We start from the raw sequence: 12,820 nt of genomic DNA, 5'->3' as shown, positions 1-12,820 counted from the left end.
AAAGCCTTTCCAGAACCATTCATGTTGGAGAAGTGTAAACACCTCTCCAAATTTCTCATAGTGCGGTATCGCTTTTATCATCGCTGTCCCATACAAGGGATTGTCTCCACCACTAAATGCAGCAGAGACCAATCCCATAAGCGCAATGATTTTATACATTACGTGTTTCATTGCTGCTCCTTTCATTGGTTTTTATAGGCCTTATCCCATCCGTAAGGAGAGTTTGCACCTTTACCACCACGAGCCATCACACGTGCCCTAAAGACATTCGATACTGATTCAGCGTCGCCAACCAAAAGTGCTTTGGTTGAACACATTGCCGCACATACTGGCACTTTACCTTCAGCGATACGATTTTGACCATATAAATGGCGCTCTTCTTTGGAGTTCGTCTCTAATGGACCACCTGCACACATCGTACATTTATCCATAGCACCTTTAATACCAAAAGCACCATCACGTGGAAATTGTGGAGCGCCAAATGGACAAGCGTACAAGCAATATCCACATCCGATACATTTGTTTTTATCATGTAAAACGATGCCGTCTTCTCGGATATAGAAACAATCCACGGGACATACTTGCTGGCAAGGTGCATCGGTACAGTGCATACATGCAATGGATGTACTCATTTCTTTGCCAGGGATTCCTTCATTGATCGTTACAACTTTACGACGGCTAATGCCTACAGGAAGCTCATGCGCTTCAGCACAAGCGACAGAACAGCCATCACACTCAATACATCTGCTTTCATCGCAGTAAAATTTCATTCTTGCGTAATCCATCATCCACCCCCTACGCTTTTTCGATGCGGCATAGACCGCCCTTAGTTTCAGGAATCTGAGTAATGATGTCGTAACCGTAGTTTGTAACGGTATTTACACTCTCGCCGCTTGCATAAGGCTTCGTTCCTGCTGGGAAATTACCTGTTCTATCTGTACCTTGGAAGTGACCTGCAAAGTGGAATGGCATAAAGACCATATCGGGAAGTACGCTATAAGAGAACTTCGCTTTCACTTTGATTTTTGTTCCTTCAGGTGAGTGAATCCACATCATTTCACCGTTCTTAATGCCATGTTTAAATGCCAAGTCTGGATGAATATTACAAAACATCTCAGGAGTCAAGGCTGCTAAGTATTTAGATGAACGGTTTTCAACACCGGCACCATTCATGTTGACTAAACGTGCGGTAATCATATTGACTGGGAACTCTTGTGAGTAATCTTTCGCACTTTGAACAGAGGTGTACTTCGTCATAACACGGAAATGATTTGGCTTATCTGCATATGCAGGGTATTTGAGTGTCAAATCATGGCGTGGTGAATGCAGAGGTTCTCTGTGCATTGGTATTTGATCAGGGAATTCCCAAACGATGGCACGTGCTTTTGCATTACCATATGGGGCGACACCTGCTTCCATACATTTTTGAACAATAAGATTCGAGTTATCGACTTTCCAGTTTGCACCCATTGCCGCTTTTTCTGCTTCGGTCAAAGTAATACCAAGGACTGCTTCAATGTTTGCTTTGGTAATCTCTGCGTGACCACCTTTCACTTTTGAATCTTTAACACTGACATCGGCTGTTGCAAGAATGTTTTGGCCATTATGCTCATTGCCGAAACGATTTCTAAAGCCCATACCACCCATGCTAACAGGTTTTGAAGTATCGTAAAGGTTTGGTGAACCACTGTGTGTTTTTGTCCAGCAAGGCCATGGTAAACCATAGTACTCACCTTTCATAGGACCTTTACCCTCTAGGGTTACTTCATCAAACATATGCCAGTTATCGGTATGTTTTTTAACGCGCTCTGCTGTCCAACCGGTAAGTCCGATGGTTTTAATAATACGCGCAATTTCATTGGTTGCATCTTCTGGCCATGTAAAGGCTGTTTTTCCAGGAATCATCTCTAACTTGCCATCGGGTGTTTCTTGCATCAACATACCTTTGGTATATTGTTCATAGAACCCTAGACGCTTAGCAAGTTCAAACATAATCTCTTGGTCTGGTTTACATTCATAAAGAGGCTCAACCACTTTGTATCTCCATTGCGCACTTCTATTCGTCGCAACAACTAAACCACTGGTTTCAAACTGTGTTGCTGCTGGGAGTAAAAATACATTGTCTTTTTTATCGGTTAGAATTGCCGCTTCATTGACAAATGGGTCTGCTAAAACAATCATTTCAAGATGATCAAGTGCTTCTTTCACTTTTGCTTGTTGTGCAATAGAGGTAATACCGTTACCCATAACCACAAGTGCTTTTAAGTGTGTACCTGCATTATCGATAGCATCATCACTTTTGACACCTTCAACACCTGCCCACCAACGTGCAAGAGAGAAGCCTTTTTTGCTCATCCATGATTTATCTTTAAATTGTTTTTCAAGGTATTCAAAATCAACGCCCCATGATTTTGCAAAGTATTTCCATGCACCCTCTGCCAAACCATAATAACCCGGAAGGTTATCTGCCAAACATCCCATATCCGTAGCACCTTGAACGTTATCGTGTCCACGAAGAATATTCGTACCGCCACCTGCTTTACCCATGTTGCCAAGAGCAAGCTGGAGGATCGGAGCCATACGTGTATTACTTGAACCAATCGTATGTTGGGTTAGACCCATCGCCCAGATGAGTGTTCCAGGACGGTTTTTTGCATAAACTGTTGTAATTTGAATCAATTTATCAGCAGGAATACCTGTGACATCAGCAACGACTTCAGGTGTCCATTTAAGCGCTTCTGCACGGATATCTTCCATTCCATAAACACGACTTCCAATAAACTCTTTATCTTCCCAGCCATTTTTGAAAATGAGATGAAGCATACCATACATAAATGGAATGTCAGTGCCTGGTCTAATTTGCGCATAAAGGTCAGCTTTTGCGGCTGTTTTGGTAAAACGAGGATCAATAACGATGAGTTGTGCGTTATTGCGCTCTTTTGCTTTTAAAAGATGTTGAAAACCAACAGGGTGATTGACCGCTGGGTTTGCACCAAAAATAATGATCGCTTTTGAATTTTGGATGTCATTGAGTGAATTTGTCATAGCACCGTAACCCCATGTATTCGCCACACCGGCGACTGTAGAGCTATGTCAGATTCTTGCTTGATGATCTGTGTTATTGGTTCCAAAAAATGCAGCGAATTTTCTAAAATAATACGCTTGTTCGTTTCCTAATTTTGCTGAACCCAAAAATTGAACAGAATCAGCACCGTCTTTTTTCTTAAGATCAGCCAATTTAGTCGCAATACGGTTTAATGCTTCATCCCAAGAGATGCGTTTCCATTGACCGTTTTCTTTGACCATTGGGTATTTAAGGCGTACTTCTGATCTGACCATATCGATCATATCAGCACCTTTACAGCAGTGTCCACCAAGGCTTACAGGGTGATCTTGAGCAACTTCTTGACGTACCCATACACCATTTTGGACTTCTGCAATTACACCACATCCGACAGAACATGATGTACAAATTGTTTTCACTTTCTTACTTCCAGGAAATGGGTTTTTCACCTCTTCCTCTGTTGCGGCTCTAGTAACATTTTCTCCGGCAAAACTTGCAGTAGCGCCAAACACGCTAGCAACAGCTGCCATTTTGAGAAATGACCTTCGACCAACGGTCGTACTTAGAGCACGAGCTGTTTTAGTTTCCATAACGCTATGCCTCCTTTTTTATAGGGCAGATCTATAATAGTCTTCCCACGCTTGTGTTTTTGTGTAAGTAATCTCTTTTTTCTTAGATTTGCCTACAACGACGCCATTGCTACCTGAACTTTTTGCAGTGGCTGCTTGCGCTGCTACAACACCTGCAGCGGTGAGCGCACCTGCAACTGCGACTTTTTTTACAAAGCCACGTCTGCTATCATTCATACAATGCTCCTTTCATTTAAATTGTTCGTACCGAACGCTTTATACGCTCTCAAAGCAAAGCTTCTCAAGCTACGCTAACGCTGAGTTTTCCTCGGCGGAAAGCCCGCGCACCTTCTGTGCTTTTTATTGAACGAGCCCTTAACAGAACTCTTCACACGCTCTCAAAGCAAAGCTTCTCAAGCTACGCTAACGCTAAGTTTTCCTCGGCAGAAAGCCCGCGCACCTTCTGTGCTTTCACTTCTCACCTTTCGGGAAGAGGTGGATTCATCTTTTTTACAAAAGATTGCCCCAAAGAAGCCCAACTTCTCTCGAGCAATCTTTTCGATTGCTCTAGGCTTCTAACCTCTTTTGCGATTTTTCGGCGTCTCTTTTTGCTTTATTCTCAGCGCGACGTCTGGCCTCCGCACCGGAGATGACTTCAACAGGTTTTACCACACGCTTTGCCTCTTTTAACGGTGGCTTAACCACATCAAAATACATGCGATCAAATGCTATAAAGGCATTTAAAATAATTGCGATGGCTTGGTAAGCTTTTGCTTTAGGATGTTCATACACTTTCACAACAAATTCATCAATAAAAGGATTAATCACTTCGGCAAAAAGACAGTGCTGTGTCGTTTCATACTCCTTATTGCCCGCCATAATGAGCTCAATGAGCTCATGCATAAAGGTAAAAATGAAACCCACACAATCTTCATTCTCTTTGTAAGCTTTTTCATTGCGTCTGATTTTAGTTTTAGCGAGAAAATTTTTAACTTCAAGTTGTTTTTTTCCACTCTCAACACCTTCATCATAGTACGAAGCGGTATTGCGAATGACAGGAAATGCTGGGTTATGGAAAAGGTCGTCGTATTCTTGAATCAATGCGTCTTCGCCTTGATTGACTAGAAATTCTTTAAATTCTTTAAGTGCTTCTGCGGAATTTTCATCAATGGGGTTGTCTATCATCACATCTAATGCTTCCAATACACCTTTGTATCTATCAGCACTCGTTGTAAAAACAAACATTTTGCTCAAAAAGCCATAATAGAGTGAGCGGGCTTTATTAACTGATTCTTTATTTATCACGTCTTTGTTCCTCATTTCTTAAAGTCAATAAAAATAGACCGATTTTGTCAGATTTAATTTTTTGACAAAATCTCGCCATTTATATCTCATAAATGTTCGAAATAAAGGGGAAAACACGGAATCTTTGTAGAAACAAAACCCTTTTTTATGTTTCGTTATATACGAACAGTAAACAGTTGTTTACCGAATTTTAAGAAAATGTACCACAGTTTTGCTTAGGTGAAAATGGGGTAAAAAGAGTAGATTAAAAACTTAAACTTAGCTTAAATATGCATTTTAAGCATATTGCTTTGAGGGGTAAACGGTGTAGATTTGTAAGTATAAAGCAGAAAAGATTAAAACAATCTGAGTGATTGATTTTGAATCATCTAGTCGTCAAAATTTCCGCTATATCGTGTTATAATCATGCTTTTCCCAAAGGAGTATTATGCCCCAACTTATCGCGCTTGGTATGCTTTCGGCTCTTTTTTTTAGTTCCACGTTTATTTTAAATCGATTAATGAGTTTAGGACACGGTCATTGGCTTTGGTCAGCATCATTACGGTATTTTTTTATGATTTTTATGGTGATGATTGTTATCGCGGTATGGGAAGGTTTACCGACACTGGGTAAAGTGATAGCCCTTTTTAAACGTTTTTGGCGTTTTTGGATTATTGCAGGCAGTATAGGCTTTGGTGGGTTTTATTCTCTTCTGTGTTATAGCGCTGATTATGCCAAAGGGTGGGTGATCGCTACAACATGGCAATTTACGGTGATTGCATCCCTTTTTGTTTTAATGGCAATGGGGAAAACCTTTCCAAAACGCATTTGGTTTTTTTGTCTGCTCATTTTAGGAGGCGTCTTTCTTGTCAATGTTGCTTCTATTGAAACGTTTAATCTACAAGAGTTATTCAAAGGCTCTTTACCGGTCTTGGTTGCGGCATTTTGCTATCCTATCGGCAATCAACTGGTTTGGGAAGCCAAGCATCAAAACCACGCTTTTATTCCCCATATTGACGATGTACTTTTGCACAATGCGTTTCACAAAGTCTTGCTTTTGAGTTTAGGCTCGCTTCCTTTTTGGTTGGTGTTACTTGCGTTCATTCAACCACCACTTCCCTCAACCAATCAACTCTTAAGCACCGCCTTAGTAGCTCTTTTATCGGGTATTGTTGCTACCTCTCTTTTTTTATTGGCAAGAAATTTGGCCAAAACAAGCAGTGAAATTGCCGCAGTGGATGCGACACAAGCAAGTGAGGTCGTCTTTGCGCTTTTAGGAGAGATGCTCTTTTTAAATGCACCCCTACCAACACTGGGCGCTTTTATGGGTATCGTATGTGTCTTTGTGGGGTTAATCTTGTTTATTGTCTTTCAAAAACAAGAGGCATAAAGAGAGCGCAAGGCTCTCTTTTGGTTTTACATGTAAATGTTAGAAGGTGTAACGAACATTCGCATAATAACTACGGCCTTCTTGAGGATACCCATAGCTATAAAAATAGTCTTTATCAAAGAGATTTTTAACGCCAACAGCAAGTTCAAGCGCTTTGATCGGGCGATATGCCACTTTCAAGTCCATTAAAAAGAAATCCTTGGTTTGATAATCACCATATCGGTAATCATTACTTACATAACGCTCACTTTCATAACGTACTTGAGGGATAATATCAACCATTGCAATAGGAGAGTATTTTAAACGTCCAGCAAAGCTGTGTTTTGGAATATCTGTGACATAAGGGTTTGTTGGATTATCTTTAATATCTGCATCGATATAAGTATAAGATACACTACTGCTTAAGTATTCATCCCAAAAAGAATCCAAGGAAACTTCAACACCTTTATGTTCTTCTTTCCCTATGTTTTGGCTTTGCTTACATTTGCTACCTGTACAAAATACTCCATCTGCTGGCACACTCACAGAAGCAATATAATCATCTGATTCCGATAAGAAAAGAGCAACATGTGCCACGTGTATATCCGTAATTTTTTGATCAATGCCAACTTCATAATTAATAGATCGCTCCGCCTTTAGGTCAGGATTAGGAACATATGTACCTAATTTAGTGGAATATCTATCTTTTAATGTGGGCATATTGCTTTTCTTTGCAATACTTGCATAAAGAGTTGTCGCATCACTTAGTTTATAGTAGAGTGCAGTTTCTGGATTGAACGCATTAGAATCGTATTTTGGGAATTCTTTAATGGTGGTTCCATTACGATATTCTGCTTTATAGATTTTGTTTTCATCGTAAGAAGCACCCGTTACCCATGTAATTTGATCTGTCACTTTTAATGAATATTCAAGCCCATAAGAGGTTGTTCTTCCCTCAGATTTAATATCTTGTCCTGGCGAAGCAGAATCAATGTCTTTATGATAATCTCGCTTTTGCGTCACAGACAATTTTAACATTTGTGCTTCTGTCAATTTAAAATCAAGTTCAACGTTACCACCGAGGGTATAATCATCGTACTCAGTGACTTCTGTAATGGTTGAGCTGGTTGAAGGTAAACTATTGTACCAATTGATCTTATTATAAAACTCATCTCGATACCAACGCGTTTTAACCATAATTGCATCATTAATTGCTGTTTTAGTAAGAAAGTAGTAGCTTGTTTTATCCCAATCAGGCCAATACCAATGTCGATTCGTAGCAAAAGCGACAGGAGCTGTAGTATCGCCCGCAAAATAAGGTTGTCCTTTCTCTCCTCGTTGCGCAATATAATTAAAGGCATATTCATCCGTATCATTAGGTGTATAGCCCACTTTAATATTTATTTTTCTATCTTTTGAATTTGAATTTTCTCGTTTACCGCCATCTTCGTACCCTGCCGCAGTATAATCATTGGATAGTTTAAAATAATCTCTTTGATAATTTGAAACGGAAATCAAACCATAATATTTCCCTTGATTCGTTCCCATTGTAAGATACTCTTCTTGTCCATTGCCACTAAAAACACCCGCACCCATTTCGCCCTCAAAAGCCTTCGTTGGTTTCTTTGTAACAAGATTCACAGCACCACCCATTGTATTTGCACCATACATTGGAGAAACATATCCTTTAGAAACATCTATTTCATCAATGTCATAGGTTGTAAAACGATTTAAATCGGTTGTTTTATCATAAGGAACATATACAGGTATACCATCTATATAAATAGGCACACGACTTTGATTAAAACCTCGGATACGAATACCCGTATCATTTCTAGCTCCTGTTTGCTGAATATACGTACCAGGAATATTTTCCAATGCTTGCGCAACAGTATTGCTCTCTGTCTCTTTGATTGTTTGGGCATCAACAGATTCTACCGCCTGATTGGCACTAATATCTTTTGATGCACTAACTTCTATCTTTCCCAACTCAAATGTCTCTGCCATCAACACGGATGACGCGATGAGTGAAATCATCACACCAAGACTTATCTTTTTCCCCATTCTTTCTCCTTTTTTGGTAACATTGTATTTTATTTTATATAACGAAAAACGTGCCTCTATTTGAAAATGTGTGTTCTCTCCTTATGACGACTTTTTAATAAACGAAGGAATACAGACTTTGTACCCGCATACGGTCTGTTTCATCATAACATCCGTATCGTAAAGTTTGTTAATGAGCCCTTCTGTAACCACATTACATGTAAAACCGTGAGAGAGCACGTATCCATCTTTTAACGCATACGTATAACCGCCCAAAAGCAATGCATGTTCAGGAAAATGTGTGGACTTTAAAAAAGTATAACCCTCGTCGCACAACGATAAAATCGTCTCCAAAAGTCTGAGTTGGTTCCCATAATCCAACCCTGAAACAGGCTCGTCCATCACCAAAATTTTGGCGCCTTGGGCTAGGGAGCGTGCAATGAGCACCAACTGTTTTTCACCCCCACTGAGCGTTTGAAACGTTCGGTGCGCCAAATGCGCAATTCCTAAACGCTCCATTGCGTTATAGGCTAACGCTTTATCTGCTTTACTGGCTTTGGCAAACCAACCCTCAAAGGCGATACGTCCCATCAAGACAATATCAATCGCTTCAAAAGCAAAGGCAATCATGGTACTTTGAGGCACATAACTCAGGTGTTTGGCTTTTTCTTTAGGGCTATAGTCCGTGATGGTTTGATTTTTTAAAATCACCCTGCCCTCTTTAGGGAGTAACAATCCCAATAAAAGCTTCATCAAGGTGCTTTTTCCGGTTCCATTAGGACCTAACAAAGAGACGATACTTCCTTCATTCACGGTGATATCAACACCTTTTAAAACGGGTGTATCGTTATAGGAAAAGCAGAGGTTTTTCGCTTCATAAAAACTCATGCAAATCCTTTTTTAGCACTTCTAAGCGCCATAATAAATATAGGAATTCCAATAAGAGAGGTGACAATACCAATGGGAATTTCAATACTCATCACCGTTCGACAGAGAGTATCAACAATCATAAGAAACAAAGCGCCTAAAAGCGCGCAAAAAGGCAGTAAAATACGATTGTCCGCGCCCACCATAAAACGTGAAATATGCGGGATAATAAGCCCCACCCAGCCAATCATCCCAGCGGCAACAACGGTCAGTGTACTTAGAAGCGTTGCTAAAAAAATGGCGCCATAACGAATCCAAACAACGCGGATTCCAAGGGCTTTTGCATCATCATCGCCAAGACTCATCACGTTTAGATATTTCCCCATCATTGAAAGAGCCACTGTACTTAAAAGCATAGGAAGGACAATGCTTACAACCATTTTCATATCCACGGCACTGAAGGAGCCCATCAGCCAATAGACAATCGTCGGAAGCTTGTCGTAAGGGTCAGCCATAAATTTAATGACCGACAAAAGTGCTGAAAAAAGCGAACTTGAAATGACGCCGCCTAGTACCAGTAAAATCGTTTTACTGCTATTTTTATCGTACAACTTTGTGACACCAAGGGCAACAAAAACGGCGATAAAGCCAAAAATAAATGCAAAAAACTGCACCCCAAACCAATGCTTAGAAATCATAATCCCCAGTGCAGCCCCAAAAGAAGCACCCGCTAAAACGCCTAAAATTCCCGGTGATACAAGAGGATTGACAAACATCGCCTGAAAGGCTCCACCTGAGACAGAAAGTGCCGCACCCACAAGCACCACGCAGATAATGCGAGGCAAGCGTATGTCAAAAACGATGTTGGAAAGAAGTGCAACGTCATTAGGAGCGACACCTCCAAAACCTTTCCACATCAAAAGCTCCATCAAAGAGGACAAACTAATCTCATAGCGTCCTAACGTCAGGGAGATAAGCATACTTGCTAACACTCCTATACTTACAACGCCAATCCACATCGTTTGCTTCATACAATGCCTAAAATACGATTGATTTGCTCTTCTGTGAGATTTACATGTAAAAAGAGCATGTAAAAATCTTTCATCTCTTGTTTAAACTGTGCCGCATCAGGAACATTGTACAGAACATGTGTCAGCCACCTGACTCCTAAAAGCCTCATAAATGACGGCGGTCTGTCTATCCAGTTAAACGGTACTTTGGGAACTAAAAAGATATGCCCTTCTTTTACAGCGCGGATAAACTGCCATCTAGAATCTGTTTTGACTGTGTCAAAAAACGCTTTATCTTGTGCGATGATGATGTCAGGGTTGTAGAGTATCACTTGCTCTAACGTGACTTTTTCCAACCCCATGCCACTTTTGGTACTGCATAAATGAGGATTTATGCCTCCCGCAAACTTAATCGCCTCATAATGAAACGACTGGTCACATTCCGTCGAAAGGCCATCGTTGCCTTCGGCATAATAGACCACGGGTCTTTTATTGGCAAATGTCTTCACGACCTCTTGGGTTTTTTCTAACGCAACACTCGCATAAGCCGATAAAACCATCGCCCTTTTTTGCCTGCCTAATACGTCGCCAAAAAATGTGTACGCTTTAGGTAAACTCTCAATGCTTTCTAACTCCACATTAATCGTAGGGATATGACTGCTTTTGAAAAGATACTCCGCTAAAGAGTCCGAGGCGTTAGTGCTCCATGAAAAAATCACGTCAGGACGCAAGGAGATGAGCGTCTCACGGCTGATGCTGTTCCCGCCACCTTGCAACCCTCCCACGATGGGCAAAGCCATAAAATGCGAATCAAGCATGTTTGAAGATTCATTATGCCCTTTGGCATGATTAAAATTAAGTCCGACAATGAGCGAAGGATCAATCGTATAAATCATATACGTTGAAGGGGGTGAAGAGCCAAAAACACGCTCGATTTTCTCAGAAATTTCAACACTTTTTCCTGTCATATCGACAACGCTTCGTGCCAATAAAGGCACGGTTACGACAACGCATAAAAATATCCCGAACAGTTTTAACATTTTTATCCTTTTTCCATCAACAATAAGGTCGAACATTTTCATTGAATTTTTTCAGTTGTGTTACGCTTTCAAACAGATCAATTCCCAATGGTTTTAGTGTAACGCTTATGTTTACGAAACGTTTTTTTATCGCTAAAATGTGCTCAACACAATGTTTAGCATCTCCAATAATGCCATTTTGAAATATCTGTTCACCATCAAAAAAACTTGCACGCTCATTCACTAACGTGATGTATTTTTCTTTATCAAATGCAGGTGCTTTTTGAAACGAAGAAGCCGCACGCATAGACTTTGCAAAATGGTCAATCAACGGTCTTGCCAATAATAAAGCCTGCTTAGCGTCATTATGAATGAAAAAAGCTCGTAACAACACAACAGAGGGAAGCACTCCTGCAATATCGTGATAGCGCATAATCACACGCTCACACTCGTCCAAACTAATGCTTTGAGAAAGCAATAAGCCATACCCGTGTTGCGCCGCAAACACAATGGTCTCATCTGAAGCAAACGTGGCAATGTAAAAAGGGAGGTTTTGGCTGAGTGGTTTTGGCTCAATATCGACATTAAAAAAGTGAAAATAGTCTCCATCAAAATTTAACGGTTCTTTTACATGTAAAAGTGTTTCTATCACCGACACAGACTCAAACATTAAAGGGCGTAACTGCTCTGCGGTGACATTAAAATGTTTTGAATCAGGCGCGAAAGCACCCTTGGCAAACCCAACATTAAAACGCCCATTGCTGAGATGGTCTAAAAGACTGATCTCTTCTGCCAAACGAATGGGGTCATAAAAAGGCGCTAAAAATCCCGCACATCCTAGTCTGGCATATTTGGTACGATGCGCCGCATTTGCCAAAAGAAGCGAAGGGGAAGGACACACGCTGAAACTATTGAAATGGTGTTCGCCAAACCATATTTCATCAAAATGCATCGCATCCGCTAATTCGACTAATTTGAGTTGATTGTCTATGGATTCGTGTAGGGAGCCTGTGAATTTCTCAAAAAGGCAAAAAAGTCCAAATTTCATTTGATTCCAAACTCCTCTTTGAAACTCTCAAAGAAGATTCTTCGTGGAAAAACATTGGGTGTGCGTCTGGTAATCATGCGAAGCGAAAAGGGCTCTATCCAGTTCCAAAAAGCCTCAATGTGCTCTTTAGGAAAATTGATATCGTGGAGCGTTTGAAGATACATCTGCAACCAGACCTCCCGTACGGCTTCATCAATGGCAAAAGGGGCATGTGTTCTGCACATCGAAGGTGCACCATAGGAAAACGTATAGACCTTACCGCCACCTAACGCCTCAATAATAAAATGCGCCGCTTTACTCACCCCTTCCATAAACGCCTCTTTATCCTCGGGATACAAATGCGCAATCGAGCTTTTTTTCAACAACGTGTGATGATGAAGCACCATTTTAACAACGTTATCTCGCCCAATAGCCTCCAAAAACCCTGCGGAGGGACGTACAATGGGTGGGAAAATAGCATGCTCTTTAGTCGCACTCCAACGTACTTTTTGAGATACTGCCGGTTTAAACGAGGTTATCAAATGATTTTGACGCGATTGACACATGA

Annotated in this window: 11 protein-coding genes; 1 reads left to right on the top strand and 10 read right to left on the bottom strand. The window is 40.8% G+C overall.

All coding sequences use genetic code 11. The features are described from left to right. Window positions 1-182: 182 nt before the first annotated feature. From fdh3B to AC5SLP_RS14305, 4 genes are all read right to left on the bottom strand, one after another. Window positions 183-788, bottom strand: a complete 606-nt coding sequence (fdh3B, locus tag AC5SLP_RS14320; RefSeq protein ID WP_495255847.1) for a formate dehydrogenase FDH3 subunit beta — start codon at window positions 786-788, stop codon at window positions 183-185. A gap of 7 nt (window positions 789-795) precedes the next feature. Beyond that, the gene (locus AC5SLP_RS14315; protein WP_495255846.1) at window positions 796-3,654 is read right to left on the bottom strand and encodes a formate dehydrogenase subunit alpha; all 2,859 of its coding nucleotides are present in this window, start codon (window positions 3,652-3,654) and stop codon (window positions 796-798) included. Between the two features lie 18 nt (window positions 3,655-3,672). Further along, window positions 3,673-3,870: a twin-arginine translocation signal domain-containing protein gene (locus AC5SLP_RS14310; RefSeq protein WP_495255845.1), complete on the bottom strand. Its 198-nt coding sequence runs from the start codon at window positions 3,868-3,870 to the stop codon at window positions 3,673-3,675. Window positions 3,871-4,200: 330 nt separating this feature from the next. Beyond that, window positions 4,201-4,938: a TorD/DmsD family molecular chaperone gene (locus AC5SLP_RS14305; protein ID WP_495255844.1), complete on the bottom strand. Its 738-nt coding sequence runs from the start codon at window positions 4,936-4,938 to the stop codon at window positions 4,201-4,203. Between the two features lie 427 nt (window positions 4,939-5,365). Between AC5SLP_RS14305 and AC5SLP_RS14300 the strand changes: the two genes are divergently transcribed. Next, window positions 5,366-6,307: a DMT family transporter gene (locus AC5SLP_RS14300; protein WP_495255843.1), complete on the top strand. Its 942-nt coding sequence runs from the start codon at window positions 5,366-5,368 to the stop codon at window positions 6,305-6,307. Between the two features lie 39 nt (window positions 6,308-6,346). Here the strand turns inward: AC5SLP_RS14300 and AC5SLP_RS14295 are convergent, their stop codons facing one another. From AC5SLP_RS14295 to AC5SLP_RS14270, 6 genes are all read right to left on the bottom strand, one after another. Beyond that, window positions 6,347-8,350: a TonB-dependent receptor plug domain-containing protein gene (locus AC5SLP_RS14295; RefSeq protein WP_495255842.1), complete on the bottom strand. Its 2,004-nt coding sequence runs from the start codon at window positions 8,348-8,350 to the stop codon at window positions 6,347-6,349. A gap of 81 nt (window positions 8,351-8,431) precedes the next feature. Beyond that, window positions 8,432-9,217, bottom strand: coding sequence for an ABC transporter ATP-binding protein (locus tag AC5SLP_RS14290; protein ID WP_495255841.1), 786 nt, complete (start codon window positions 9,215-9,217; stop codon window positions 8,432-8,434). After that, a complete protein-coding gene (locus AC5SLP_RS14285) occupies window positions 9,214-10,227 on the bottom strand; it encodes a FecCD family ABC transporter permease (protein ID WP_495255840.1) in 1,014 nt (337 codons plus the stop codon). The genes AC5SLP_RS14290 and AC5SLP_RS14285 overlap by 4 nt, the downstream gene beginning before the upstream one ends. Continuing rightward, window positions 10,224-11,246: an ABC transporter substrate-binding protein gene (locus AC5SLP_RS14280; RefSeq protein ID WP_495255839.1), complete on the bottom strand. Its 1,023-nt coding sequence runs from the start codon at window positions 11,244-11,246 to the stop codon at window positions 10,224-10,226. Before AC5SLP_RS14280 ends, AC5SLP_RS14285 begins: the two co-directional genes overlap by 4 nt. Before the next feature lie 16 nt (window positions 11,247-11,262). Then, window positions 11,263-12,273, bottom strand: coding sequence for an LLM class flavin-dependent oxidoreductase (locus tag AC5SLP_RS14275; RefSeq protein ID WP_495255838.1), 1,011 nt, complete (start codon window positions 12,271-12,273; stop codon window positions 11,263-11,265). Further along, window positions 12,270-12,818, bottom strand: a complete 549-nt coding sequence (locus AC5SLP_RS14270) for a globin domain-containing protein (protein ID WP_495255837.1) — start codon at window positions 12,816-12,818, stop codon at window positions 12,270-12,272. Before AC5SLP_RS14270 ends, AC5SLP_RS14275 begins: the two co-directional genes overlap by 4 nt. Window positions 12,819-12,820: the final 2 nt, after the last annotated feature.

This window comes from Sulfurospirillum sp. E15m (assembly GCF_059415145.1).
The sequence above is the reverse complement of the archived record's forward strand: the minus strand, read 5'-3'. Positions and strand labels throughout refer to the sequence as shown.

Bases quoted from the DNA above. Each gene is read 5' to 3' on its own strand.
- AC5SLP_RS14280 (WP_495255839.1), bottom strand. From the start codon at position 11,246: ATGTTAAAACTGTTCGGGATATTTTTATGCGTTGTCGTAACCGTGCCT.
- AC5SLP_RS14285 (WP_495255840.1), bottom strand. From the start codon at position 10,227: ATGAAGCAAACGATGTGGATTGGCGTTGTAAGTATAGGAGTGTTAGCA.
- AC5SLP_RS14275 (WP_495255838.1), bottom strand. From the start codon at position 12,273: ATGAAATTTGGACTTTTTTGCCTTTTTGAGAAATTCACAGGCTCCCTA.
- AC5SLP_RS14310 (WP_495255845.1), bottom strand. From the start codon at position 3,870: ATGAATGATAGCAGACGTGGCTTTGTAAAAAAAGTCGCAGTTGCAGGT.
- AC5SLP_RS14295 (WP_495255842.1), bottom strand. From the start codon at position 8,350: ATGGGGAAAAAGATAAGTCTTGGTGTGATGATTTCACTCATCGCGTCA.
- AC5SLP_RS14300 (WP_495255843.1), top strand. From the start codon at position 5,366: ATGCCCCAACTTATCGCGCTTGGTATGCTTTCGGCTCTTTTTTTTAGT.
- AC5SLP_RS14290 (WP_495255841.1), bottom strand. From the start codon at position 9,217: ATGAGTTTTTATGAAGCGAAAAACCTCTGCTTTTCCTATAACGATACA.
- fdh3B (WP_495255847.1), bottom strand. From the start codon at position 788: ATGATGGATTACGCAAGAATGAAATTTTACTGCGATGAAAGCAGATGT.
- AC5SLP_RS14270 (WP_495255837.1), bottom strand. From the start codon at position 12,818: ATGTGTCAATCGCGTCAAAATCATTTGATAACCTCGTTTAAACCGGCA.